Origin of the sequence: Streptomyces melanosporofaciens (genome assembly GCF_900105695.1) — a bacterium.
Taxonomy (GTDB): domain Bacteria; phylum Actinomycetota; class Actinomycetes; order Streptomycetales; family Streptomycetaceae; genus Streptomyces; species Streptomyces antimycoticus.
The window spans coordinates 1,984,899-2,009,657 of record NZ_FNST01000002.1; the positions used below are offsets into that span (position 1 = coordinate 1,984,899).

The following is a 24,759-nucleotide window of genomic DNA, read 5'->3' on the forward strand; positions in this document are numbered from 1 at the left end:
ATTCAGTTTTTCGGAGGCGGAGGGGTTCAGAGGTGGAGGGGCGGCCTTTCGGTCCGCCCCTCCACCTCTCGGGGGATCGCCAGTTGGTCTTGGGGTGGTGTCAGCCGCGGTCGGGGGCTCTCTCGATGAACGGAGCGAGCAGCCCCGGTACCGCGGTCTCCGCGAGGGCGATTCCCTGGCCTTCGGTCAGGTCGTACACGTGGTAGACGCCTTCACCGGCGGCGGTGGTGGCGCCGAGGGTGATCAGCCCGACCCGGCGCTGGAACGGCGTCCGGGAGAACTTCCAGCCGATGATCGCCTCACGCTGATGGGCGACGGTGCGGCGGGCGAACGCCCCGGAGCACATCACCAGGAAGCGGCCGCGCAGGAGGTGGCCGAGGCTGTGGTAGGCGTTGAAGGCGAACGCCACCAGGACCGGCACCAGCACCACACCGGTGATCACGCCGGTGATGACGAGCCAGGAGCCGAGCCACAGGCCCAGGCCCACCGGGACGGCCGCGATCAGGACCGACCAGATCAGGGCGCGGTTGATCCGCCGCCGCAGGGCCTCCCTGGGGTGCGGGAGGAGGCCCTTGCGCTCGATCAGACCGGGGCCGGTCGGCAGCGCCTCGGCGGCGACCCGCAGGGCCTCGCCGCGCGGGGTGGGCGGGGTCAGGGCGCGGCGCCTGCGGTTGTCCTCCTGGTTGCCCAGGCCGCTGGCGACGGCGTTGAGTTTGGCGCCCTTGGCCCAGCGCAGCGGGATGGGCTCGACGAGTTCGAGGCCGCGCAGATGGCGTTCCTCGATGCTCACGGAGCGGGTGGCCAGCAGTCCGCGGCGGATGCGGAGGATTCCGCCGTCCTCGCGGCGCAGTTCGTAACCGGCCCAGTTCTCGATGAAGGTGGCGGTGGAGCCGATCATGCCGAGGACGACGATGAGGACGGCGGCCAGCAGGGCTCCGTACCAGAGCGGAATGGTGCCAAACCGGTTCTCGAGGTCCTTGATGATGCCGAGGTCGAGCGGGTTGACCTGGAGTTCGCTCAGGGTGCGGTAGGCACTGGCGGCGGCGATGAAGACACCGCCCACGCCCCAGAGGGTCAGCGGGCCGTAGCGCAGCCAGGACCAGTCCAGCCGGCTGAGCACCCCGTCGCTGTCCACCGGCCGGGCCTGACCGGCGTCGCGCAGGGCGATGATCCGGCTGCGCAGTTCCAGGGCCTCGGCCTTGGTGATGCCGTCGAGGGCGAGCCTGCGCGCGGCGGCGTCGCTCTGGTCCCCGCTGTCGATGCGCAGGGTGGTGAGGCCGAAGATCCGGTGGACCGGGTTGGCGGTGAGGTCGACACCGCGGATGCGGCCGATCGGGACCGAGCGCTCGCTGCGGAAGAGCAGACCGGTGTGGAGCTCGAAGCGGTCCTCGGTGAGCCGGTAGCGGGTGGTGAACAGCCGCATCAGCCCGATGCCGCTGATGACCAGGAAGGTCACGAACAGCGAGCCGAGGGTGATGATGACCTGGAGGTTGGTGTCGCCGCCGGTGACCGCGAGGCTGGCCAGGAACATGGCCACCGGTGCGGCCAGGATGGACAGGTTGACCAGGAGCAGCCGGCTGTTGAGCCGCCCCCAGTCCTCGCCGGCCGCGCGGGAGGGCGGCCGCACGCTGGTGTCCGACGTCATGTGGCGTCTCCCGGGACGGCCTGGGTGGACTTGGCCAGGTACTCGACCAGGTCCGACGCCATCTTCTGATCGATGCCCTTGATCTTCACCGCGCCCGCGGCGGAGGCCGTGGTCACGGTGACGCCGGAGAGCCCGAACATCTGCTGGATCGGGCCGCGCAGGGTGTCCACGGTCTGGACCCGGGAGAGCGGAACGACCCGCCACTGCTGCCAGAGCCAGCCGGAGGCCGCGTAGACCGCCTCGTTGGTGGCCTCCCAGCGGTGGACCCGGTAGCGCCAGGCCGGCATGACGGCCATGTAGAGCAGCCCGGGGACCAGCGAGATCAGCGTGGCCCACATGAAGAACTCACGCGTGGGGGGGATGGAGGCCCACAGGATCCCGAAGACGAGCGGCAGAGGCAGGGCGAAGACCGCGGACTGCACGGTCCACCAGCCGATCGCACGGCGGTCGACCCGGTGCCGAGGCGGTCGGAGCCTCAGGTTGTCATGGCGTTCCACTGCTTCACCCTGCTCTTGCGTCTGACGGGTGCCGGGGCGGGCCCGGCGGGGTTGGTGGACTATGAAATCAGGCGGTTCAGACCGACGCACCGGTGGTGGTCTGCTGCGGCAGCTGACCGCTCGCGATGTCCTGGCCCTTCAGCTTGCGCATCTTGGCCAGCAGCACGGCGGTTCGGGTCAGCACCATGGCCAGCGACATGAACACGAAGGCGTTGGCGTAGGTGTCCTGACCGCTGATCTTGTAGTCGATGGAGAACTTGACCAGGTCCATGGTGAACCAGTGCTCGGCGCCGTAGGCGAAGAGGATGCGTCCGCCGGAGAGGACGATCCACACCAGGGCGTAGCCGATGCCACCGATGGTGTAGAGGTCACCGGACGTGGCGTCCTTGTAGGCGGGCAGCAGCACTCCGGCGATCAGACCGCAGATGACACCGGTGCCGACGCCCACGAGCTGCAGGGAGAGGTCGTTGCCCTTGGTGGGGAAGGACTCGACGAAGATCGCGATGACGATGGCCACGGCGATGACCGAGCGCACCATCCGCATCGTGGTGATGCGGCGGCGGCCGATGTCGGTCGCCAGGATGATGATCAGGATCGTGCCACTGGCGATCAGTGCGGACATGAACTGGCTCATCTGTGGCATACGGGACGTTCTCCAAGCCAAAAAGGGTGATGTGCAGGCGGTGTGACGACGCTCCGTCCCACCTGGCTCAACGCTAGAAGCGGACCGGCCGCCGCGAGACGACTGAACGGTGGGTTCTGGCTGTCAACCGTCCGGTGGACACGGTGGACACGCGTGGTAGTACTGAGCCCGTGCGCAATCACTCTCCGGGGGAGGGCTCGCAGACCGGGGCGTACTACGGTCCCGAGTCCGGCACCCGCTGGTTCGGCCTGTGGGACGGCTTCTTCGCCGTCTCCTATCTCGTCACCGCGATCCTGCTCTTCCTCTCCAGTGGCTCCCAGGCCAGTCACTCCATCCCGATCGCCGCGCTGACGCTGTGCGTGCCGTGGTACGCGGCGGTCGGCCGGCCGCTGATGATCGAGGACACCTACGGCCCGCGGAACCTGGTGTTCGCGGCGGGTCTGGTGACGCTGTTCTGTATCACCACGGCGTTCAACCTCGTCGGCGCGTTCGCGCTGTTCGCCGTCATCCCGATGCTGATCATGAGCCTGCCGATGGTCTCGGCGGTGGTGCTGGCCATGGTGGCCAATCTCTGCCCCGTGCTGGTGGTGGCGTTCATCGGTGAGGACCTGGGGCTGAGCGTTCTGGGCGTCCTGCCCATCTCGCTGCTCAGCATCGCGCTGTCGATGCTGCTGGGGCTGTGGATCAAGCGGGTGGTGCGGCAGAGCAAGGGGCGCGGGCAGCTCATCGAGGAGTTGCAGCGCAGCCGGGAGCGGGTGGCGCGGCTCTCCCACGAGGCCGGGATCTCGGCCGAACGCGAGCGGCTGGCCCGGGAGATCCACGACACCCTGGCACAGGGCCTGACCAGCATCATCAGCCTGGTGCAGGCGGCCGAGTCGGAGGTGCGCGACGCCCCGGACCAGGCGGTGAACCATCTGTCGCTGGCCGGGCGGGTGGCCAAGGAGTCGCTCGCCGAGGCCCGTGACTTCGTGGCCGCCCTCACCCCGCCCGCGCTGCGCGGCGGTTCGCTCTCCCAGGCGGTGCGCCGGCAGGCCGAGGGGCTGATCGCCGAGACCGGCCTGGAGGTGCGGTGTTCGGTGATGGGCGAGGAGAAGCCGCTGCCGATGGCGGTGAGCGTGGTGCTGCTGCGTACGGTGCAGGAGGCCATCGCCAATGTGCGCAAACACGCCAAACAGGCCCGTACGGTGGATGTGATCGTGGTCTTCGACCAGGGCGGCGTCCGGCTGCTGGTCCGTGACGACGGCGAGGGTTTCACCCCGGACGGCACCCAGGAAGGCTACGGGCTGCGCGGGATGCAGGCCCGGGTGGAGGAGATCGACGGGGTGGCGTCCGTCACCAGCAGCCCCGGACGGGGCACCACCGTGGAGGTGAGCGTGCCGGTGACGGCGCTGACCGGGGAGGAGTCGCGTGGCTGAGGGTACGCCGGGCAATCCGATCAGGGTGCTGCTGGCCGATGACCATCCCGTGGTGCGGGAGGGGCTGAGCGCCATGCTGGAGTCCGCCGAGGGGATCACGGTGGTCGGGCAGGCCGGTTCCGGCGAGGAGGCGGTGGTCCAGGCGGTCGCGCTGCGGCCGGACATCACCCTGCTGGATCTGCGTATGGGCGGGATGGACGGGGTCGAGGCCACCGGGCAGATCCTGCGGCAGGTGCCGGGCTGCAAGGTGGTCATCGTGACCACGTACGAGGACGACTCCGACATCCTGCGCGCGGTGGAGGCGGGCGCCGCGGGCTATCTGCTGAAGGGCAGTTCACGCCAGGAGCTGATCGACGCGGTGCAGACCGCGGCACGTGGCGAGACGGTGCTCACCCCGTCCCTGGCGGGCAAGCTCTTCCGCTCCCGGACGGTCGAGCCGTCCCCGCTCTCCGGCCGTGAGCGCGAGGTGCTGCGGCTGGTCGGCCGGGGGCTGACCAACGCCGAGATCGGCGCCGAGCTGTTCGTCAGCGAGGCCACGGTCAAGACGCATCTGCTGCGCTCGTATCGGAAGCTCGGCGTCTCCGACCGCACGGCCGCGGTGATGAAGGCCATGGAGCACGGGTTGCTGAGCTAGCGCGGCCGTGGTTTACGACCGCGCCGGCCCGCTCTACACCGTCCCCGTCAGGCTGCTGTCCGAGAGCTTCGCGGGCAGGTCACGGCGGCGCTTGACGTTCAGCTTGCGGTAGATGCGGGTCAGGTGCTGCTCCACGGTGCTGACGGTGACGAACAGCTTGGAGGCGATCTCCCGGTTGGTGTTGCCGTGCGCGGCCAGCACCGCGATCCGCACCTCCGCCTCGGTCAGCGCCTCCACATCGCGCTGCTGCTCGGCGCCCTGGCCCGGCTGGGCGGCGGCCGCCGCGAACTCCCCGGCGTCCGCGTGGCGGGGCATCAGCTCACGGCACAGCGGATCGGCGCCGCAGGTCTTGGCCACATGCCACGCCTTGCGGACGAACACCCGGCCCCGGTTGAAGTCGCCCAGCGAGCGGTAGGCGCGGCCGAGTTCACCGAGGGCGATGGCGAGCTGGATGCGGTCGTCGCCGCCCTCCAGGATCTCGACGGCCTCCTTGAGCCGGGGCACCCGGCGCTTGAGCTCGTCGGTGCGGGCCAGGACGACCAGCAGGGCGCCGCGCAGCCGGGGGTCCTCCGGGCCCAGCCGCAGCTGCTCCTCGGCCAGCGCGCGGGCGCGCTTGGGGTCGCCGAGGGCCAGCCAGGTCTCGGCGGCGTCCACCCGCCAGGGGGTCAGCAGGGGCATGTCCATCCGCCAGGCGTCCATCAGCTCACCGGCGGCCGTGAAGTCGCCGAGCGCGGCGTGGTAGCGGCCGGTGGCCAGATGGCAGCGGCCCCTGGCCCGCAGGTAGAGCAGCCCGGGGAGGGTCTGGAAGAGCTCGTCGGGCAGCGGCTGTTCGAGCAGCGCCATGGCCTCGTCGTAGTGGCCCATGCCGGTCTCGGCCTGGATCAGGGTGGACAGCAGCAGCCCGATGCCCACGCCCCAGCCCTGGACCGAGATCCGTGACATCGCGCTGCGCGCCTGGTGCGCGGCGACCTGCAGATCGCCCTGGCGCAGCGCTATCTCGGCCCGTACGGCGGACAGCAGCGCCTGCCAGGTGGGGACGCGGCGGGCGGAGCATTCGCCCAGCAGCCGCTCGCACCAGGACAGGGCGAGGTCGAGCCGGCCCGCCAGGACCAGCGCCAGCAGCGCGACGACCAGCGGCTGGAGGGTGCTGTCGCTCAGGTGGTGGCGCTGCAGGACCCGCTCGGCCTCGATGACGGCCCGGTCGGCCTGGCCCTCGGTGAGCGCGGCGGACATGGTGGCGGCGGCGTGGGCGTAGGCCAGGTAGGCCATGTCGCGGGGGGCGCCGGTGGCCGCCGTGACACCGGTCCCGACGGTGGGGAGGCGGTCGCGCAGCGGGGGGCTGAGCATCGTCAGCCACTGGGCGGAGGCGGAGACGGCGGCGGTCATCGCGGGGTCGTCGTTGGTGCCGGCCGAGCGGGCCAGCGCGGCGACGGCGTCGGCCGCCGCGTCCAGCCGCCCGGACCAGACGAGGCAGGAGGTGATCGGGGCGACGTCGCGCGGCGCGAGCCGGCCCCGCTCGGCGTCCGCGAGGAGCTCCGGCAGATGGCTCTCGGCGGCGGCCGGACCGGTCCGCCAGGCGATGCTGACCAGCCGGGCCTTGAGCGCGGTGCGCTCGGGGCCGGGCCCGCAGGCGTGGTGGGCGTGTTCCAGGCAGCGGAGCGCGAACTCCAACTCCTCTTCCACCAGGGCGAATTCGGCGGCCTCGCGCAGGACGGGGACGGTCCAGCGCTCGGCGTCCTGCCGGGTGCAGACCAGTTGGCGGGCGACGTCGAGGGCGGAGGCGCCGTCGGCGTGCAGCAGCCGGGCGGCGCGGGCGTGCAGGGCGTCACGGGCGGTCGCGGGGGTCGCGTCGAGCACCGCGGTACGGGCCACTTCGTCGCGGAAGGCGTTGTGTTCCAGGATGGCGCACTGGTGCAGGTCCTGGACGGCCTGCTGGACCGTGTTGACGCTCAGGTCGAGGAGCTGGCCGAGCAGCCGCGGCGAGCGGGCGTCGCCGAGGACGGCGACCCCGCGGGCGACCTCCAGCACCTCGGGCTCGCCGCGGTGCAGACAGCCGAGGACGGCGTGGGCGAACGCCTCGCCGGGCGCGGGGCGCTGCTGGGCCTCTCCGTGCTCACCGACGGTCCGCCAGTCCTCCAGCAGGGCGCGCAGCAGCATCGGGTTGCCACCGGAGACGCGGTGGCACTCGGGGGCGAGGCGGGCGGCGACGGTGGCGGACAGGGAGCCGGACAGCGCCTCGGCGACGCCCGCTTCGGTGAGCATGTGCAGCCGCACGCGGACGCAGTTGGGCTGGCGGAGCAGTTCGGCGTGGAAGGTGAACTGTTCCTGACGAAGCCGAGGGGATTCGGTGAGGACGATGAGAACCTTCGCCTGACGCACCCGGCGGGCCAGGTGGAGCAGGAATTGCAGGGACTGATCGTCGCCGCAGTGCACATCGTCGACGAGGACGACAAGAGTGCGATCGTCGACCATCCGCAGCAGTACCGAGGAAATCTGGGACATCACGTGCATGCGTCCCGCGGCGGTGCTTTCCAGCCCGTTTCCGTCAAGCAGCGCGGTCACTTCGGATCGCACATCGGAGGGCATCGCGCCGTTGTCGAAAATCTTCCGGATAATCCCGAACGGGAGATCTCTCTCGGCTCTCGAACCGGTCGCTTCCAGGAGCAACGCACCGCTTTCGATGGCCTGTTCGGCAAAGGTGTTCAGCAGCGTGGTCTTCCCGCTGGCCACCGCGCCGCTGACCAGAGCCAGCCGACCTCTGCCCTGTGTCGCGCCGCGCAGCATTTCACGCAGGGCGGAGAGGTGGTTCTCCCATTCGAAGAGGTTCGCAGGCAAAGAATTCATCCCCCGATGAACGCCACCTGATACCCCCAACGGACCGCCGGGGGCAACAAGCGTGACGAGTGGTGTTTTCCAGTGCGTCGGCCAGGTTGCTGAAGCGCCCGGGTCAGGGTCTCGACCCCGAGAGCTTCTCCGCGACGAGACTCATAATCGGCTCTTGATGCCCGGCCAAGAAGAAGTGACCTCCCGGGAACACCCGGATGTCGAACGCGCCGGTGGTGTGCGACCGCCATGCCTCCGCCTCTTCGAGGCTGGTCCTGGGGTCGTTGTCGCCGGTCAGCACGGTGATCGGCGAGCGGACGGCGGCGCCGGGCGCGGAGCGGTAGGTCTCGATCGCCTTGTAGTCACCGCGGATCGCCGGCATCGCCATGCGCAGAATCTCCTCATTTCCGAGGACGCGCGAATCGGTGCCGCTCAGCAGCTTCATCTCGCGTACGACGCCGTCGTCATCGCGCCGGTGCACATTCTCATCGCGGTAACGGGACGGCGCCCGGCGCCCCGAGGCGAAGAGGGCGAGCGCGGAGAACTCCGCGTCGGCCTCCTCCAGTCGCCGGGTCACCTCGAACGCGAGAACGGCGCCCATGCTGTGCCCGAAGAAGACGACCGGGAGATCGAGCCACGGCTTCAACTCCGCGGCGATGGCGTCCGCGTACTCACCGATGTTCTCGATCAGCGGGTCCTGCCGCCGGTCCTGACGCCCCGGATACTGCACGCACAGGACATCCGCGGACGACGAAAGCGTTTGGGACATCGGGAAGAAGAACGACGCCGAACCACCGGCGTGCGGCAGACAGATCAGACGGGCGCGACTCTCGGGCGCCGGATGGAATCGTCGTATCCAGACGCTGTCGTCTCGCTGTGCACCCATGCGTAGGGAAGTTCTTTCACTCGTCAGGCAATCCGTGCGGGCAGACGGCAGAGCCTACCGGGCGTGCGTCCAGGGCACCTCGGCACAGCACTGCCCCTTCATGATTAACACGCCCATTGATGTAGGGGGCACCCCTAGTCTAGGGGGATTCTCCTTGACTGGGACCCCGGGGCGTGCGTGACTGTCGCCCACTCCTGGTGAGCGCCTCCGCCAGATCGTCCAGGGCGTGCACGAGTTGCTCGGCGTCGCGCAGCGCCACCCCCGGGCGGTCCCCCGCCTTCTGCCGCCACCGCTCCAGCGACTGGTGCACCGCCTCCCAGTTCAGCGGCCGCCGCTCCCGTACCGCCTCGACCGCCTTCGGCATCGCCTGCCGCAGTGCCTCGGCGAAGTCCCCGGCCCCTTCGGACGGCGCCGCGTCGCGTTCCGGCAGATGCGCTTCCAGCAGCATGACGACTCGTCCCATCGTGGACAGCGCCGTCTGCGCCGCCCGCGCCGCGCGCCGCGACAGTCCACGGTGGCGCACCGGTTCCCGGTGGGCCTGTGCCTCGCTCTGCTCCCAGGCCGCCCGCGCCGCGCGGGCGTCCAGCAGGGCGTCCCGCACCTGGCGGGGGCGGCGGTCGGCGGGGCGGGCGTAGGCGTCGAAGACGGCGGTGGCGAAGGAGCCGTTCGCGGCCAGCCAGTCCGCGAGCCGGTCCCGCAGCCGCGGTGTCTCCCAGGCGGGGAAGACCGCGTACGCCACCATCGCCAGCACCCCGCCGAGCAGGGTCAGCGCCACCCGCGCCTGCACGGTCTGCCCCCATGCCTCGCCCGCGATGCTGAGCAGGAAGACGACATACGCGCTCACGCACGCGGAGGTCACGATGAAACCGGTGCGCAGCAACAGGTACATCGCCAGGACGCACACCACGGCCAGCCCGGCGCTCAGATAGGAGCCGGGGTGGACCAGTGCCACCACCCCGCCGCCGACCAGCACACCCGCCAGGGTGCCCAGGAAGCGGGCGACGCCGCGGGAGTACGTCTGGGCGAAGTCCGGCCGCAGCACCATCGTGGAGGTCAGGGGGGCCCAGTAGGAGTGCCCCAGCGGCAGGGCCGTGCTCAGCAGATAGCCGCTGACGTCGACCGCGCACAGGCGCACCGCGTGGCGCAGCACCGGCGAGGACCAGCGGGCCTCCCGGCGGATGGCGCGCAGCGCCATGGCCACGGCGCCCGTGATACCGGGGCGGGGCCGGAAGCGGTGGACCGTGCGGCCTTCGGGGGACACTTCCTCCACCGGCTCATCGGACGCCTCCACCACGTCCGCCACCAGCGAGAAGAGCCGCAGCGCGGCACGGCGGGCGGCACCGCTCAGCTTCGGCCCGTCCTCCGGCATCCGCAGGACGGACATGGCCTCGGAGGGCACCCGCACCGATGTGCCGTGGCGGATGGCGTGGGCCACCGCGTCCAGCACGGTGCCCGTGGCGGCCAGCAGTTCCCGCACCCGGTCGCGCTCGGGCCCCTCCTCGGGGGCGCCGACCACCGGGTCGGCGAGCGAGGCGAGCACCGGGCGGATCCGCTCGGCCAGCAGCCGGTAGCCACGCAGCTGCCGAGGCCGCCGCCGGGCCTGACGCGGAGTGAGGGCGGCGGCGCTGCGGGCCTCCATCAGCGGCTTGGGGTCGAAGTGCGCCACCGGCTCGTAGCGCAGCTTGCGGGCGTAGTCCGCGACGGCGGCGAGCGCGTCCGCGAGGGCGTCGCGCTGCACGCCCCACGGGCGGACCGGAAAGAGCACGATCAGCGCGGCCTGCACCACGCCGCCGAGCCCGACCAGCAGGGCGTGCCCCAGGGCGCCCAGGGTCGAGGTCGGGAGGGTGACCGTGATCAGCATGACGGCCACCATCTGGGTCGAGACCAGCCCGGAGACCGGGCCAACCGCCCACGACATGCCCGTCATCAGCGTCCAGACGGCGAGCATGATGACGAAGGTGAAAGTGTGGGTGGCGGCCAGATAGCCGAAGAAGGTGCTCACCGCGAGACCGGTCGCGGCGGCCAGCGCCAGCCAGGGGCGGGGGCGCCAACTGCGCTGGAAGGTGGCGATCCCGGCGGAGAAGGCGCCGAAGGCCGCCGAGACGGCGAGCGTCGGCGAGCCGAGCCACAGCGCCATCCCGACGACGAGCGCGACCCCGCACGCACCGCGGAGCGCGACCAGCGGCTCCGTCCTCGTGCGCTCGATCGCAAGGCCGGTCCGAGCGGTCTCCTTCAACGCGTGCGACCAGGTCATACGGCGAGACTACGGGGTGGCCCCGGGAGAACTGAACCAACCGTTCCGGTCCCCGAGCGCCGCCTCCGGAGACCCCACCACATCCATACCGCCCCCTCACCTGCCGAGAGCCGGCCCTTCCGCAACGGGTCAATCTGCCGATGCGCCGCCGCGGCAAGTGCGGCGATGCCCCGAACGACATCGCCGAGGACCCCACGGCGGCCCAGGCGGACGGCTGGTCCTTCATCTTTGGACCACGACGAGCCGGGGTCTGGAAACGCGGCCCGGCTTCTGAGTACGTGTACTCACGAGCCGCCGTATTGTTCCCTCTAGCCTGGCAGCGGCTGATACGGGTCATGCGCGGCTCAAGCGTAACGGAGGGGGACAATGGGTTCGTTCGAGGAGGAGTGGGCGCGTCTCAAGGGCGCCGCTGCGGGCGGGCCCGGGATGCGGCTGGCGAGCGCCGGGGACGGCGGCGGCGAGGGGGGCGTGAAGTCCAGCAAGGCCGCGTGGACGGCGGCGGGCAGCGCCGTCGGGGGCCTTAGCAGCAACGCGAAGAAGGTGCTGACCTCCCTCGAAACCGGCCAGCACGGTCTGGCCACCGGCGGAGAGGTGGAGACCGCGGCGGCACAGTCCGAGATCTACCAGAGCTGGAAGACGTACCTGGACAAGCTGTCCGGGCGGTGCACCACGCTGCAGGGCAACCTGGAGCGGGCGGGCAAGGACCTGCTCCTCACCGACGAGAACGTCAAGAGCCTTTTCGTGGAGATGGGGAAGCAGTACCGCGACACCCCGGCCGTCGGCGGCGAGGGAAAGTGACCTGAGCCATGGACATCGAGGCGCTGAAGACGCTCAAGCTGCACGAGTTCGAGGAAGCGGCGACCGGCTACCGCTCGGTCAGCGACATGGCGAGCCAGGCAAAGGACGCGCTGGAGCAGCGGATCACCACCCAGATGCGGGAGGCGCTGAAGGGTGAGGCGGTCGATGCCGCGGTCGTCCAACTGCGCGAGGTGGCGAAGGACTTCCATTACGTGCAGGTCGAGTGCGGCCTGGTCGGCACAGCCCTGAACGCCTTCGCGGCGGACATGCGCCCGGCGCAGGACAAACTGAAGCGGGCGCTGTCGGAGGCGGCCGAGCACAAATTCACGGTGGACGCCGATGGCTCGGTGGCCTATCCGGCGGCCGGTGAGAACCCGGGCGGTTCCCCGCCGCAGCCCGGTTCGGCCAGCGGCAGCCTGTCCGAGCAGGTCCGGGCGATCCAGCGCCAGGCGGGCAACTTCGACCCGAACCCGAACTACGCGATAGCCCAGGGCATCGCCAACCGCATCGCGGAGGCCCTGAAGGAGGCCACAGACGCGGACCAGAAGTGGGCGCCGCAGCTGCGCAAGCTCAAGGCGGACGACGACCTGGTCGTGTCCGCCGGAGACTGGGCGGACGCGGGGAAGGACACGGAGGGCGTCCGCAGGGCGGGCAAGGACTATCTGGACTCCCTGCCGCAGCCCCCGAAGGAGGGCAGCCCAAAGGCCAACGCGGACTGGTGGAAGGGGCTCGACCCCGAACAGCGGGCGGCCTGGACCGCGCTCCAGCCGAACACCGTCGGCGGGCTCGATGGCCTGCCCGCCACGGCTCGGGACGAGGCCAACCGTATCGTCCTCGACGAGAAGCGGGGCCAGTACCAGACGGAGCTGAATGGGATCCCCAAGCCGCCCGCGAACGAGTGGACGTGGATCACCTCCGGGATGTACCCCTCCAAGGTCCACACCGACGAGTGGATGGAGTGGGAAAAGAAGTACGGCGACCAGTACCGGCACCTGGAGTCATCCCTCAAGGGCATGAACGCCATCCAGACCCGGTTCGACCAGACCGGCGAGGGCGGCTTGCCCGAGGCGTATCTGCTCGGCTTCAGTCCGGAGGGCAACGGACGGGCCATCGTGGCCAACGGCAACCCGGACACCGCTCGGCACCAGGCCGTGTACGTGCCCGGCACGACGTCGAACCTGAGCAGCATCGAGGGCAACGTCGACCGGATGACCGAGCTGTGGCGCCAGACACAGCAGGCGACACCGGATGCGTCTGTGTCGACCATCACCTGGCTCGGCTACGACGCCCCGCAGAGCATCGTCAAAGACGCCCCGTTCGAGCACTACGCCTATGACGGAGCGCCCGCTTACCGGAAGTTCATGGACGGTCTCGACGCCTCGTACAGTGGTTCCGGCGAGCCGCACCGCACGGCCATCGGGCACTCCTACGGCACCACCCTCATCGGAGCGGCGGCCCAGACAGGCGACCTCAACGCGGATGATGTGATCTTCGCCGGGAGCCCGGGGGTAAAGGTGGGTTCGGCCGATGAGATGGACGCTCCGAAGGGGCACGTGTGGAACGAGGAAGCAGACGGGGACAAAGTCCCGGACATCGGCCGCTGGGGTCACGGCGGCAGTCAGTGGAAGATGGGCGGCGGCGTATTCCTCATCCCCAGCGACGATGCCTTCGGCGCCCACCAGATGAACACGCACGCTGAGGGCAGTGGCCCCCAAGCGACCACGGGATCGGAAGGCCACAGTGAGTACTGGAACAAGGGCACGACCGCGCTGAAGAACCAAGCGCTGGTCGTGGTCGGCGAGTACGGCGACGTCACCGCTGCCCGGTAACGAATCCCATCCAGGCGTGCAAACACCCACCGGACCACCACCGACCTGCCGAACAACACCAAGGACTCGCATGCTCCGCGCACTGCTCCCCACCTCTCATCGGCGTCGCCCGGGCAGTGTCCTGTTCCCTCTCCTATTGACCGGCCTTCTTCTTAGTGGATGCGGCATGACCAACGACGACACCTCGGAATCTCCCGCCACCAACACCAGCGAGTCGGGCGACTCGACCTCGGGGATTCCCCACGCGGGCACGGCCAGTACCGACGAGGCGGTTGCCGCCGTGAAAGCGGTCTCCAGCCAGATCTACGACTTCATCGGGGTACCCGGCACAGCATCCCAACCCGGGCCCGGTGTCAAGGCGTGTTCCGGCAAGGATCCGGACAAGTACTTCCAGGTCTACCACCCGTGGAACTTCAAGCCCATGTCCGGCGCGGACAACGACGTCGCCATGAAGAACCTCAAGGAGAAACTCGGCACGGGCGATTGGGTGATCAAGAGCTCTTACCGCGACAACAGCGCGAACAAGAACGTCAATATCGTCGCCGACAACGACTCCAAGAAGATGAGTGTCTGGATCGTCGGGTACAGCAAGCGTGACACCCCGAGCATCGGCATCGAAGTCACCTCAGGCTGCTACCGAGTCCCTGAAGGAAAGACGATCGAGCACTCCTAGCCTGACGCCCCGGAGGAGGCTCGAATGGTGGTGCCTCAACTGTCCCTGGGACATGAGAACTTCCCCCGCGGCCCCCAGTGCGTGGCCCGCCCGGCCGGATTCTGGGTGAACGCGCCGCAGTACAGCACCGGCTCCGAGCCCCGGTCGGTGTGGTGCAGGATCACCAGCGGCTTGTCCCGGGGCACCGAGCGGCCCCGCCCGACGTCCAGATAGCCGCTGGCGCCCTGTTTCCGGATGCCGTTGTCGAGGCCGATCTGCACATTGGAGCGCTCCACGTTGTCCGTGCTGCGGAAGGCCCGATTGGCCGCCTCGGCCATCAACTGCATCGCGTCGTACGCCAGGGCGGCCCGCCCGTCGTCGCGCCACAGGTCATGGGCTCCGAAGTCCCTGGCGTAGTCGGCGTTGAACTTCTTGGCGATATCGCTCAGCCGCGGATGGCCCGCGGGCAGCACATGGACGGTGTGGTAGAGCCGCAGCCAGGGCCGGTCCGCGTACGCACCGGCGAGGGCGGCGGTGGTGAGGTCATTGCCGCCGAGCACCGTCAGCTTTCTGCCCTCGCACGCGGTGTTGTCCCCGAAGTCGTCGAGGAACGCGCTGAACTGGAGGGCGCGGGAGGCCCAGTAGACGACTGTCCGGGGGTTGGCGATGACCCGCTCGCACACCGCGTCGGCCAGTTCCCCGATGCTGTCCTTACGGGCTGCACCGTCCTGCCCCGGCCCCTGGGCGACACCGCCGGACCGGCCGCCGGGGGTGTACTCCAGGGTGAACGGCCGGGCGCCGAACCGCCCGGCGAACAGCGTCCCTATCTCGTCGCTGTACAGATCCCGGGGGTCCTTGACGACCACGGCGGCGCGGGCCGGGGAGCAGCTCCCGGTGCCGTCGTCCATGATGTTGCCCCGGCGGGCGAACTCGGCCTCGATCGCGGCCTCACGGCTGTCGGTGGGCGCCACCCTGCGGTAGTACCCGTCCACCTGCATCAGATCCGCCGTGGCCGTGGTGCCGATGACCGGGATCCGCGCACCGCCCAGGATCCGCACGGCCTCCTGGGTCTGCTTCAGGCTCTTGGAGAAGCCCACCACGCCGATGATCCCGGAGCGCTTCTTCCGGGCGTCCTCGGCGACCTGGCGGGCGATACGGGGCGCGTTGGCGAAGTCGTCCCCCGCGTTACGGCTGTCGATGCGCAGCCACACCTTCTGGGAGTCGTTGCGCGCCTCGTCGTTCAGCGCGCGCTGGGCCAGTGCGATACCGCGCAGCTCGGGCACGGCCGCGTTGTACCGCTGCCCCTGCGGGTCGGCGGCCACGTCCGAGCCGATGTGCACCACCGTACGGGCGGTGCCGTCGCCGTCCCCGACCTCGCGGTCCACCCGTGCGTTCTCCTCGCGGATCAACCGCCGGGCGTCCTCGTACTGCTTCCGGGGGGAGTCCGCGCTCAGCTCGGGCCGGCCCGCGACGACCTCGCTGGCCGCCCCGCCCAGACAGCCGCGGTCCGGCTCGTCCGTGACCCGGTCCAGCAGCCATACGCCCGGGGCGCTGAGCAGGGCCGCCACCACCGCCCCGGTCAGGGTCAGCTCGGCGGCCGGGCCAAGCCGGAAGGTGCGTGGCGAGACGGGGTCGAGGTCCAGCCCCTCCGAATCCGGTACGGGCGCGGGCAGCACGGCCCGCAGTGGCCGGGGCGCCCGCGACGGCATCCCGCTCGCGCCGCGCAGCCTGGCGGCCGCCCGGCCCAGCCCGCCGCTCTCCCCCGCGGCCGCCCCGCCCGCCGGGGACGCGGCCGCCCCGTCCGCCCGGGACACGCCCGCCGCGTCCACCGGGGAGACGGCCACCGCGCCCGCCGGGGAGACGGCCACCACCACGACCGCCGCGCACCGGGTGTCCCGGGCGGCCTCCGCGTACCGCTCCAGGAAGCGCTCCCCGGCCGCCGCACCGGCGGCGCCCTCCGGCAGCTCCAGCAGAAAGACACACCGGGTGCGCCGCCGGCGCCGCCAGGGCGAGATCCGGCCCGGCAGCGCCGCGCGCCGCAGATCCGCCAGCAGCGCGTGCAGCAGCAGCTCCTCCCACCGGCCGGCCGCCGCCTCCGGGTCGCGTCCGCGCTCGGCGCGCAGCAGCCGCGCGGCGTTCTCGAAGAAATCCTCGGCGGTGCGGCCATGGCTGATGCGCCGCCAGTCGGCGTACCAGCCGCGCCGGGTGGAGCGCAGCAGCAGGCGGGTGCGGCGCCGCCCCCACCACCAGCGCGGCAGGAGCTGGAAGAGGGGGCGCATCAGCAGCCGGCGCAGCTCCGCGATCCAGCCCGGGCCCGCCGTGCCGCCCTCGGCGCTTTCGCCGCCGAGCGTCCATAGCGCCCGCAGCAGCGGTCCGCGTGCGATCCGCCGGGCGTAGCAGTGGTCGCGCAGCGCGCGGCCATCCGGCTCGGGGGCCCTCGGGTCCAGCGCCTGCTCGACGATGTCCCGCGTCAGGAAGAAGTCGGTGAGCCGCAGGCGGCCGGTGCGGCGGGGCACATCGACGCACAGCTCGCGGCCGAGGTCGAGCGTCAGCGGCCGCCGCCCGGGGGCGTCGCGGATCTCATCGGGGCCGAGCGCCGCGTACGGCACCCGCTTGGCGCCGTCGGGATAGAGCATCCGGCGCAGCCCCCGCATCGCCTGATGGGCGTGGGCCACCGCCCGCTCGCCGTCGGCGAGCAGCAGCACGGGTGGCAGCAGATCGCGCCCCTTGGCCTTGCGGTCCCGAGGCACCACGGCGCCCTTGAGCGCCTCGATGAACTCCTCGGCCCCTTCTCCCTCCATGAACCCAGGCACGTCGCCACCCCCGTTTTCCCCCGTTTTCTCCGTGGGCCTGGGATCCCCGTCCCCCACGACGGCGAAACCCCCTGCCGGACCGGGTCCGGCAGGGGGGTGGGGAAACCACTCAAACGTGCGAATCACACGTCACATACGCCTCAGTGGTTCTCCGTATGGACCTCAGTGGTTCGTCACATACGCCTCAGTGGTTCTTCGGGAACCCGAGGTTGATGCCGACCTCCTCCGACGGCTCCGGCCAGCGGGTGGTGACGACCTTGCCGCGGGTGTAGAAGTGCACCCCGTCGTTGCCGTAGATGTGGTGGTCGCCGAAGAGCGAGTCCTTCCAGCCGCCGAAGGAGTGGTAGCCCACCGGCACCGGGATCGGCACATTGACGCCGACCATGCCCGCCTCCACCTCGAGCTGGAAGCGGCGGGCGGCGCCGCCGTCGCGGGTGAAGATGGCCGTGCCATTGCCCCAGTTGGAGCTGTTGATCAGCTCGATGGCCTCGTCGTAGGTCTCGGCGCGCACCACGCACAGCACCGGGCCGAAGATCTCGTCACGGTAGGCGTCGGCCGTCGGCGGGACCTTGTCCAGCAGCGAGACGCCGATGAAGAAGCCGTCAGCACATTCGGGGTGTCCCTCCACCGTGTACCCCGTGCCGTCCACGACCACCTCGGCGCCCTGGGCCGCGGCCCCGTGCACATAACCGGCGACCTTGTCGCGGTGCTCCTTGGTGATCAACGGGCCCATCTCGGAGGACGGGTCGTTCCCGGGGCCGATGCGCAGCTTGGCGGCCCGGTCGGCGATCCTCTTCACCAGGTCGTCGCCGATGTCGCCGACCGCGACGACGACGGAGACCGCCATGCAGCGCTCACCGGCCGAGCCGTAGGCCGCGTTGATGGCGTTGTCCGCGGCGAAGTCCAGGTCCGCGTCGGGCAGCACCAGCATGTGGTTCTTGGCGCCGCCGAGCGCCTGCACCCGCTTGCCGTGCTCGATGGCCTTGGACTGGATGTACTTGGCGATCGGCGTGGAGCCGACGAAGCTGACGGCCGCGATGTCCGGGTGCTCCAGCAGCCGGTCGACGGCCACCTTGTCGCCGTGGACGACGTTGAGCACCCCGTCCGGCAGCCCTGCCTCGGTGGCCAGCTCGGCCAGCCGGCGGGAGGCCGAGGGGTCCTTCTCGCTGGGCTTGAGGACGAAGGTGTTACCGCAGGCGATGGCCACCGGGAACATCCACATCGGCACCATCGCCGGGAAGTTGAACGGCGTGATGCCCGCGACCACCCCGAGCGGCTGGCGGATCGAGGACACATCGACCCCGGTGGAGACCTGGGTGGACAGCTCGCCCTTCAGCTTCTCGGCGATCCCGCAGGCCAGCTCCACGATCTCCAGACCACGGGCCACCTCGCCGAGCGCGTCCGAGTGGACCTTGCCGTGCTCGGCGGTGATCAACTCGGCGATCTCGTCGCGGTGGGCGTCCAGCAGCTCGCGGTACTTGTAGAGGATCGCGGTGCGCTTGGACAGGGACACGGTGCCCCAGGAGCGGAACGCCTCCTTGGCCGCGGCCACGGCCGCGTCGACCTCTTCCACGGAGGCCAGGGCGACCTGGGTGTCCTGAGCGCCGGTGGCGGGGTTGTAGACCGGGCCGTACGCGCCGGTCGCGCCCTCGACGGTCTTTCCGCCGATCCAGTGGTTGACGGTCTTCATGGGTGCGGAGCCTTTCTCTCGAACAACGTCAGAAACGTCAGAGGTGGCGGCGGCGTGCGGCGGCCTGCCGGTCGTAGTCCTCGCGGGCCTTCACGGCGGCCGGACGGGTCGCGGTCTGGGCGACAGGCACATCCCACCACGCCTGTGCCTCGGGTGCGCCGGACACTGTGTCGGCCGTTTCGGTCTCCACATAGACACATGTGGGCCGGTCCGAGGCGCGCGCCGCGGCCAGCGCCTCGCGCAGCTCGCCCACGCTCTCGGCACGCAGCACATCCATGCCCAGCGAGGCGGCGTTGGCGGCCAGATCGACCGGGAGCGGATCGCCGGTGTACTGCCCGTCGGCCGCCCGGTAGCGGTAGGCGGTGCCGAAACGCTCGGCGCCGGTGGTCTCCGAAAGACCGCCGATCGAGGCATAGCCGTGGTTCTGGAACAGCACGATGTTGATGTTGATGCCCTCCTGGACCGCGGTGACGATCTCGGTGGGCATCATCAGATACGTACCGTCGCCGACCAGCGCCCACACCGGGGTGCCGGGCGCCGCGAGCCGTACGCCGATGGCGCCGGGGATCTCGTAGCCCATGCAGGAGTAGCCGTATTCGAGGTGGTACTGGCGCGGGGAGCGGGCGCGCCACAGCTTGTGGAGGTCGCCCGGCAGCGAACCCGCCGCGTTGATCACCACGTCCTCGTCGCCGACGACCGCGTCCAGCGCGCCCAGCACCTGGGTCTGGGACGGGCGGGCGCTCTCGTCCCCGGCGGCGTACGCGGCGTCCACCCGACGCTCCCAGGCGGCCTTGCCGGTGCGGTACTCGGCCTCGTACGTCTCCTCCACCCGGTGGCCTGCCAGCTCGGCGGTGAGCGCTTCGAGCGCGGCGCGGGCGTCGGCGACCACGGTGGTGGCGCCCAGCTTGTGGGCGTCGAACGGCGTGATGTTGAGGTTGAGGAAGCGCACGGCCGCCTCCGCGAACAGGGTCGCGGAGGCGGTGGTGAAGTCGCTGTAGCGGGTGCCCACGCCGATGACCAGGTCGGCGGCGCGGGCGAGGTCGTCCGCGACGGCGGTGCCGGTGTGGCCGATCCCGCCGATGTCGGCGGGGTGGTCGTAGCGCAGCGAGCCCTTGCCCGCCTGGGTGGAGGCCACCGGGATGCCGGTCGCGTCGACAAGCGCGCGCAGGGCGTCCTCGGCCTCGCTGTGGTGGATCCCACCGCCCGCGACGATCAGCGGCCGGCGGGCGGCCCGGATCGTCCGCGCGGCGGCGGCCACCTCGGCCGCCTCGGGGGCGGGGCGGCGGACATGCCAGACCCGGTCGGCGAAGAACTCCTCGGGCCAGTCGAACGCCTCGGCCTGGACGTCCTGCGGCAGGGCCAGGGTGACGGCGCCCGTCTCGGCCGGGTCGGCCAGCACCCGCATGGCCTGCAGCGCGGCCGGGATCAGCGCCTCGGGGCGCATCACCCGGTCGAAGTAGCGGGAGACCGGGCGCAGCGCGTCGTTCACCGAGACGTCGCCCGCGTACGGGACTTCGAGCTGCTGCAGCACCGGGTCGGCGGTCCGGGTGGCGAAGGTGTCGCCGGGCAGCAGCAGCACCGGCAGCCGGTTGACGGTGGCGAGTGCCGCACCGGTGACGAGGTTGGTGGCGCCGGGGCCGATGGAGGTGGTGACGGCCTGGGCCGCGAGCCGGTTGTTCTGGCGGGCGTAGCCGACCGCGGCGTGCACCATCGCCTGCTCGTTACGGCCCTGGAGATACGGCATGGTGTCCGGCCCGGACTCCAGCAGCGCCTGGCCGAGCCCGGCCACATTGCCGTGGCCGAAGATGCCCCAGGTGGCGTTGATCAGGCGCTGCCGCCGCCCGTCGCGCTCGGTGTACTGGTGGGCGAGGAACTCCACCAGCGCCTGGGCGACGGTCAGGCGGCGCACTGCCGAAGCGGTCATCGTGGGCCTCCAGCGGGTGCGGAATCGGGTGCGGAATCGGGTGCTTGATAGAGGGGCAGCCGGGGGTCGACGGGCTGGTCCGGCCAGGTCGAGCGGATCCAGGCGTGGTCCGGGTGGTCGCAGATGAGCCAGGCGCGCTCCTCCTCCGGGCCCGCCATGACGTTGAGGTAGTACATGTCATGGCCGGGGGCGGCGATGGAGGGGCCGTGCCAGCCGTCGGGGATCAGCACGGTGTCCCCGGAGCGGACCTCGGCGAGGACGTCGGTGCCGCGACCGTGACCCGACGGGGAGACCCGCTGATAGCCGATGCCCTCGTTGCCGTGGGCCTCGGCGACCTCGAAGTAGTAGATCTCCTCCAGCTCGCTCTCCTCGCCGGGGCGGCACTGGTCGTGCTTGTGCGGCGGGTACGAGGACCAGTTGCCGCCCGGGGTGAGCACCTCGACGGCGATGAGCTTGTCGCATGCGAAGACGCCCGCCGCGCCGAAGTTGTTCACCTGGCGCGAGCAGTTGCCGCTGCCGCGCAGCTCGACGGGGACGGCGGAGGCCGGTCCGTAGCGCGCGGGCAGCCGCCGCTCGCAGCGGGCGCCGGTGAGCGCGAAGCGGCCGCCGGCCCCGCTGGCGATCTGGGCGTGGGAGTCGCGCGGCAGGTAGACGAAGTCGCTCACCCCGCTGAACACGCTCTCCCGGCCGTGCAGTTCGAAGGCCTCGCCCTCGGCGATCACGGTGCAGCCGCCGCTCAGCGGCAGCACGATCCACTCGCTGTCACCGGTGGCCAGGGAGTGCGAACCGCCGGGCGGCAGCTCGAGGACCCGCAGGCTGGAGTAGCCCCAGCCGGCCCGCTCGGGGGTGATGTCCACGGCGTAGGGGCCGTCGGCGGCCTTGCCGGCCTGCACATGGAAGCCGGGGAACGGATCAGTGGTGGTCATGGCGTGAAGTCTCTGCCTTCCGTAGCGTCACGTCTCGTAGCTCACGTTTCGTAGCGTCACAACAGGCCGACGGCGGTGTCCACGGCGGTCTCGACACTGCCCTCCGCCGGATAGAGCAGCGAGCGCCCGACGACCAGCCCCTGCACGGTGGGCAGACCCAGCGCCTTGCGCCACTTCTCGTACGCCTCCTCCTGGTCCTGCGGAGACTTGCCCACGTCGCCGCCGAGCAACACCGCCGGCAGGGTGCTCGTCTCCATCACCGCCGCCATCTCGTCGGCGTCGTCGGTGACCGGCACCTTCAGCCAGGTGTAGGCGGAGGTTCCGGCGAGGCCGGAGGCGATGGCTATGGACTTGGTGACGGCCTCGGCGCTCAGATCGTTGACGACCTTTCCGCCCGTGCGCCGGGAGATGAACGGCTCGACGAAGACGGGCAGCCGCCGCTCGGCCATCTCGTCGATGGCGCGGGCCGTGCTGACCATGGTGGTCAGCGAACCGGCGTCCTCGTAGTCGATGCGCAGCAGCAGCTTGCCGGCGTCGAAGCGCAGCCGGGTCAGGTCCTGGGGGCGGTGCCCGGTGAACCGGTCGTCGAGCTCGAACGAGGCCCCGGCGAGGCCGCCACGGTTCATCGAGCCCATGACGACCTTGCCCTCGAGGGCGCCGAGCAGCAGCAGGTCCTCGAGGATGTCGGCGGTGGCGAGCACCCCGTCGACCCCGGGACGGGACAGCGCCAGGCACAGCCGCTCCAGCAGATCGGCCCGGTTGGCCATGGCCAGCTTGTGGCCACCGACGGCGAGGGCGCCACGCGCCGGGTGATCGGCGGCCACGATCATCAGACGGCCGCTGTCACCGATCAGGGGGCGGCGGACCCGGCGCTCGGCCGCCTCGGCGATGGCCTCCGGGTGGCGGCTCCGCACCGTCACAAGGTCCGAAACGCTGATACTCAAGATTCTGCTCCTCCTTTTCGAGGCTCGGTTCGCCTCCGGGGCGCTCCAGCCTCCCCCGGCTACCGCTGGGAGGCGCCCCCGGCCGGTTCACGGGGACAGCCCGTAACGATGGGCGCTCAACGGCCTTACCGCTGGGCCCTGGGTCAGCCCCCACCCAGCAGGGCCTCGACCTCCGCTTCCGTGGGCATCGCGGAGGAGCAGGCGAGGCGGGACGCGACGATGGCGCCCGCCGCGTTGGCGTACCGCATGACGCGCTCCAGGGGCCACCCGGAGAGCAGCCCATGGCACAGGGCGCCGCCGAACGCGTCGCCCGCGCCGAGCCCGTTGACCACCTCGACCGGGACGGGCGGGACCTCCGCGGTGGTGCCGTCGCGGTGCACGGCGAGCACCCCGCGGGGGCCCTGTTTGACGATGGCGAGCTCCACGCCCGCGTCCAGCAGCGCCTGCGCACACGCCTTGGGCTCGCGCGCACCGGTGGCGATCTCGCATTCGTCCACGTTGCCGACGGCGACGGTCGCATGGCGCAGCGCCTCGGCGTAGAAGGGCCGGGCGGTGTCCGGGTCCGCCCAGAACATCGGCCGCCAGTCGAGGTCGAAGACGGTGGTGCCGCTCTTGGCGCGGGCGGCGAGCGCGGCGAGGGTGCTGGTGCGGCTGGGCTCCTCGCTGAGCCCGGTGCCGGTCATCCAGAAGATCCGGGTGGCGCGGATGGCGTCGAGGTTCAGCTCATCGGAGTGGATCTCCAGATCGGGTGCCTTGGGGCGGCGGTAGAAGTACAGCGGGAAGTCGTCGGGCGGGAAGATCTCGCAGAAGGTGACCGGGGTGGGGTACTGCTCGACGGGGGTGACGAAGCGGTCGTCCACCCCGAAGGCCCGCAGCTCCTGGTGGATGTAGTCGCCGAACGGATCCGCCCCGGTGCGGCTGATCACCGCGGAGCGGCGGCCGAAGCGGGCCGCGGAGACCGCGACATTGGTCGCCGAGCCGCCGAGAAACTTTCCGAACGATTCGACCTGCGGCAGTGGCACACCGGTCTGCAGCGGATACAGGTCCACTCCGATGCGGCCCATCGTGATCAGGTCGTACGGCTCACTCATGCCTGCCCCTTCGGGAAAGACGCAGCTCAGGGTCTGGTGCACAGAACTCCGGGAGGTCCCCCGGCCCTTCAGGTCTAGACGTGTCCCCCAGCCACTGTCAAGGCTTTGTCCTTACATACTGACGTCATCATTCGGTCCCGCATGGGACGTTATCGCGTCGTTACGTCTAGATGAAATGTTGTCATGACAAAGCCTTGACAGAGGACAGCCGCGGGGAGTTGGCTCCCGTTCTGCACGGCCGTGCCAACTCGACGGACCTGCCTTGAGAGGTGCTGGAACGGATGGACCTCAGACTCAATCGACACCGCAGAGCGGGCCTCGCCGCACTCGCCACCGCCGCCGTCCTCCTGGCCGCGGGCTGCAGCAGCCAGGGCGGCAAGAAGGCCCAGGAAGCCGATTCCGGCATCGCGGCCGGCAAGGCCGACACCCCCCGGCTGAGGATCGCGATGATCACTCACGCGGCCCCCGGCGACACCTTCTGGGACACCGTGCGCAAGGGCGCCAAGTCCGCGGCGGCCAAGGACAATGTCGACCTCGTCTACTCCAGCAACCCCAGCGGAGCCGACCAGGCCAACCTGATCCAGAACGCGATCAACCAGAAGGTCGACGGCATCGCCGTCACCCTCGCCAAGCCCGACGCCATGAAGGGCGCGATAGCCAAGGCGAAGAAGGCCGGAATCCCGGTCGTCGCCTTCAACGCCGGACTCGAGCAGTGGAAGAGCATGGGTCTGCTGGAGTACTTCGGCCAGGACGAGAACATCGCGGGCCAGGCATTCGGCAAACATCTCAACGAGATCGGCGCCAAGCACAACATCTGCGTGATCCAGGAACAGGGCCATGTCGCCCTCGAGGCCCGCTGCGCGGGTGTGAAGAAGACCTTCAAGGGCAAGACGGACACCCTCTACGTCAACGGCACCGACATGCCGTCCGTCAAGTCGACCATCGCCGCGAAGCTCAAGCAGGATGCGAGCATCGACTACGTCGTCACCCTGGGCGCCCCGTTCGCCCTGACCGCCGTCCAGTCCGCCAAGGACGCGGGCGGAAAGGCCAAGGTCGCCACCTTCGACCTCAACAAGGACCTCGTCTCCGCCGTCCAGAGCGGCGATGTCCAGTTCGCCGTCGACCAGCAGCCCTATCTCCAGGGCTATCTGTCCATCGACTCCCTGTGGCTCTTCAAGAACAACGGCAACTTCAGCGGCGGCGGGGAGAAGCCCGTGCTGACCGGGCCCGCGTTCGTCACCAAGGAGAACGTGGACACCATCGCCACGTTCGCCAAGAACGGAACGCGGTGACCC

The 24,759-nt window shown here is 70.6% G+C and carries 18 protein-coding genes; 6 read left to right on the top strand and 12 right to left on the bottom strand.

What is annotated here, in order from left to right; genetic code table 11:
* Nucleotides 1-100: 100 nt before the first annotated feature.
* The 3 genes from BLV72_RS10965 to BLV72_RS10975 form a co-directional block, all read right to left on the bottom strand.
* On the bottom strand, nucleotides 101-1,645 hold the full coding sequence (locus tag BLV72_RS10965; RefSeq protein ID WP_093461895.1) for a PH domain-containing protein: 1,545 nt from the start codon (nucleotides 1,643-1,645) through the stop codon (nucleotides 101-103).
* On the bottom strand, nucleotides 1,642-2,142 hold the full coding sequence (locus BLV72_RS10970) for a PH domain-containing protein (RefSeq protein WP_059142150.1): 501 nt from the start codon (nucleotides 2,140-2,142) through the stop codon (nucleotides 1,642-1,644). The genes BLV72_RS10965 and BLV72_RS10970 overlap by 4 nt, the downstream gene beginning before the upstream one ends.
* Before the next feature lie 76 nt (nucleotides 2,143-2,218).
* Nucleotides 2,219-2,764, bottom strand: coding sequence for a hypothetical protein (locus tag BLV72_RS10975; RefSeq protein WP_244320725.1), 546 nt, complete (start codon nucleotides 2,762-2,764; stop codon nucleotides 2,219-2,221).
* A 191-nt stretch (nucleotides 2,765-2,955) separates the two neighbouring features.
* Between BLV72_RS10975 and BLV72_RS10980 the strand changes: the two genes are divergently transcribed.
* Together BLV72_RS10980 and BLV72_RS10985 are read left to right on the top strand one after the other, a co-directional pair.
* Nucleotides 2,956-4,200 carry a sensor histidine kinase gene (locus tag BLV72_RS10980; RefSeq protein WP_093461898.1) on the top strand — a complete coding sequence of 415 codons (1,245 nt, stop codon included), beginning with the start codon at nucleotides 2,956-2,958 and terminating at the stop codon, nucleotides 4,198-4,200.
* The gene (locus BLV72_RS10985) at nucleotides 4,193-4,834 is read left to right on the top strand and encodes a response regulator transcription factor (RefSeq protein ID WP_093461899.1); all 642 of its coding nucleotides are present in this window, start codon (nucleotides 4,193-4,195) and stop codon (nucleotides 4,832-4,834) included. Before BLV72_RS10980 ends, BLV72_RS10985 begins: the two co-directional genes overlap by 8 nt.
* Nucleotides 4,835-4,867: 33 nt before the next feature.
* Here BLV72_RS10985 and BLV72_RS10990 read toward each other — a convergent pair whose 3' ends face one another.
* From BLV72_RS10990 to BLV72_RS11000, 3 genes are all read right to left on the bottom strand, one after another.
* Nucleotides 4,868-7,678 (bottom strand): helix-turn-helix transcriptional regulator, encoded by a 2,811-nt coding sequence (locus BLV72_RS10990; RefSeq protein WP_093461901.1) that lies wholly within the window; start codon nucleotides 7,676-7,678, stop codon nucleotides 4,868-4,870.
* A gap of 103 nt (nucleotides 7,679-7,781) precedes the next feature.
* A complete protein-coding gene (locus BLV72_RS10995; protein ID WP_093461902.1) occupies nucleotides 7,782-8,543 on the bottom strand; it encodes a thioesterase II family protein in 762 nt (253 codons plus the stop codon).
* Between the two features lie 139 nt (nucleotides 8,544-8,682).
* Complete coding sequence (locus tag BLV72_RS11000) at nucleotides 8,683-10,797, bottom strand: FUSC family protein (RefSeq protein WP_093461904.1); 2,115 nt, start codon at nucleotides 10,795-10,797, stop codon at nucleotides 8,683-8,685.
* 366 nt (nucleotides 10,798-11,163) lie between these two features.
* Here BLV72_RS11000 and BLV72_RS11005 point away from each other — a divergent pair, with 366 nt between their 5' ends.
* The 3 genes from BLV72_RS11005 (at nucleotide 11,164) to BLV72_RS11015 (ending at nucleotide 14,097) form a co-directional block, all read left to right on the top strand.
* Nucleotides 11,164-11,595, top strand: a complete 432-nt coding sequence (locus BLV72_RS11005; protein ID WP_093461905.1) for a hypothetical protein — start codon at nucleotides 11,164-11,166, stop codon at nucleotides 11,593-11,595.
* A gap of 8 nt (nucleotides 11,596-11,603) precedes the next feature.
* Entirely contained in the window at nucleotides 11,604-13,424 is a 1,821-nt protein-coding gene (locus BLV72_RS11010) for an alpha/beta hydrolase (RefSeq protein WP_093461907.1), read from the top strand.
* Between the two features lie 166 nt (nucleotides 13,425-13,590).
* Complete coding sequence (locus BLV72_RS11015; RefSeq protein ID WP_167746339.1) at nucleotides 13,591-14,097, top strand: hypothetical protein; 507 nt, start codon at nucleotides 13,591-13,593, stop codon at nucleotides 14,095-14,097.
* Nucleotides 14,098-14,132: 35 nt separating this feature from the next.
* Here BLV72_RS11015 and BLV72_RS47875 read toward each other — a convergent pair whose 3' ends face one another.
* From BLV72_RS47875 to iolC, 6 genes are all read right to left on the bottom strand, one after another.
* Nucleotides 14,133-16,877, bottom strand: coding sequence for a type 1 periplasmic-binding domain-containing protein (locus tag BLV72_RS47875; protein ID WP_107417391.1), 2,745 nt, complete (start codon nucleotides 16,875-16,877; stop codon nucleotides 14,133-14,135).
* Nucleotides 16,878-17,073: 196 nt separating this feature from the next.
* The gene (locus tag BLV72_RS11025) at nucleotides 17,074-18,579 is read right to left on the bottom strand and encodes a CoA-acylating methylmalonate-semialdehyde dehydrogenase (protein WP_093461909.1); all 1,506 of its coding nucleotides are present in this window, start codon (nucleotides 18,577-18,579) and stop codon (nucleotides 17,074-17,076) included.
* A 37-nt stretch (nucleotides 18,580-18,616) separates the two neighbouring features.
* Nucleotides 18,617-20,503: a 3D-(3,5/4)-trihydroxycyclohexane-1,2-dione acylhydrolase (decyclizing) gene (gene iolD, locus BLV72_RS11030; protein WP_093461910.1), complete on the bottom strand. Its 1,887-nt coding sequence runs from the start codon at nucleotides 20,501-20,503 to the stop codon at nucleotides 18,617-18,619.
* Nucleotides 20,500-21,429, bottom strand: a complete 930-nt coding sequence (gene iolB / locus BLV72_RS11035; RefSeq protein ID WP_093461911.1) for a 5-deoxy-glucuronate isomerase — start codon at nucleotides 21,427-21,429, stop codon at nucleotides 20,500-20,502. The genes iolD and iolB overlap by 4 nt, the downstream gene beginning before the upstream one ends.
* Before the next feature lie 56 nt (nucleotides 21,430-21,485).
* Complete coding sequence (locus tag BLV72_RS11040; RefSeq protein ID WP_093461912.1) at nucleotides 21,486-22,373, bottom strand: Cgl0159 family (beta/alpha)8-fold protein; 888 nt, start codon at nucleotides 22,371-22,373, stop codon at nucleotides 21,486-21,488.
* Between the two features lie 143 nt (nucleotides 22,374-22,516).
* Nucleotides 22,517-23,464, bottom strand: coding sequence for a 5-dehydro-2-deoxygluconokinase (gene iolC, locus BLV72_RS11045; RefSeq protein WP_093461914.1), 948 nt, complete (start codon nucleotides 23,462-23,464; stop codon nucleotides 22,517-22,519).
* A 281-nt stretch (nucleotides 23,465-23,745) separates the two neighbouring features.
* Here iolC and BLV72_RS11050 point away from each other — a divergent pair, with 281 nt between their 5' ends.
* Nucleotides 23,746-24,756: a sugar ABC transporter substrate-binding protein gene (locus tag BLV72_RS11050; protein WP_093470295.1), complete on the top strand. Its 1,011-nt coding sequence runs from the start codon at nucleotides 23,746-23,748 to the stop codon at nucleotides 24,754-24,756.
* The last annotated feature ends 3 nt before the right edge of the window (nucleotides 24,757-24,759 follow it).

Bases quoted from the DNA above. Each gene is read 5' to 3' on its own strand.
- BLV72_RS11025 (WP_093461909.1), bottom strand. From the start codon at position 18,579: ATGAAGACCGTCAACCACTGGATCGGCGGAAAGACCGTCGAGGGCGCG.
- BLV72_RS11015 (WP_167746339.1), top strand. From the start codon at position 13,591: ATGACCAACGACGACACCTCGGAATCTCCCGCCACCAACACCAGCGAG.
- iolC (WP_093461914.1), bottom strand. From the start codon at position 23,464: ATGAGTGAGCCGTACGACCTGATCACGATGGGCCGCATCGGAGTGGAC.
- BLV72_RS11050 (WP_093470295.1), top strand. From the start codon at position 23,746: ATGGACCTCAGACTCAATCGACACCGCAGAGCGGGCCTCGCCGCACTC.
- BLV72_RS10965 (WP_093461895.1), bottom strand. From the start codon at position 1,645: ATGACGTCGGACACCAGCGTGCGGCCGCCCTCCCGCGCGGCCGGCGAG.
- BLV72_RS10990 (WP_093461901.1), bottom strand. From the start codon at position 7,678: ATGAATTCTTTGCCTGCGAACCTCTTCGAATGGGAGAACCACCTCTCC.
- BLV72_RS11010 (WP_093461907.1), top strand. From the start codon at position 11,604: ATGGACATCGAGGCGCTGAAGACGCTCAAGCTGCACGAGTTCGAGGAA.
- BLV72_RS47875 (WP_107417391.1), bottom strand. From the start codon at position 16,877: ATGGAGGGAGAAGGGGCCGAGGAGTTCATCGAGGCGCTCAAGGGCGCC.
- iolB (WP_093461911.1), bottom strand. From the start codon at position 21,429: ATGACCACCACTGATCCGTTCCCCGGCTTCCATGTGCAGGCCGGCAAG.
- BLV72_RS11005 (WP_093461905.1), top strand. From the start codon at position 11,164: ATGGGTTCGTTCGAGGAGGAGTGGGCGCGTCTCAAGGGCGCCGCTGCG.
- iolD (WP_093461910.1), bottom strand. From the start codon at position 20,503: ATGACCGCTTCGGCAGTGCGCCGCCTGACCGTCGCCCAGGCGCTGGTG.
- BLV72_RS11000 (WP_093461904.1), bottom strand. From the start codon at position 10,797: ATGACCTGGTCGCACGCGTTGAAGGAGACCGCTCGGACCGGCCTTGCG.
- BLV72_RS10995 (WP_093461902.1), bottom strand. From the start codon at position 8,543: ATGGGTGCACAGCGAGACGACAGCGTCTGGATACGACGATTCCATCCG.
- BLV72_RS10975 (WP_244320725.1), bottom strand. From the start codon at position 2,764: ATGTCCGCACTGATCGCCAGTGGCACGATCCTGATCATCATCCTGGCG.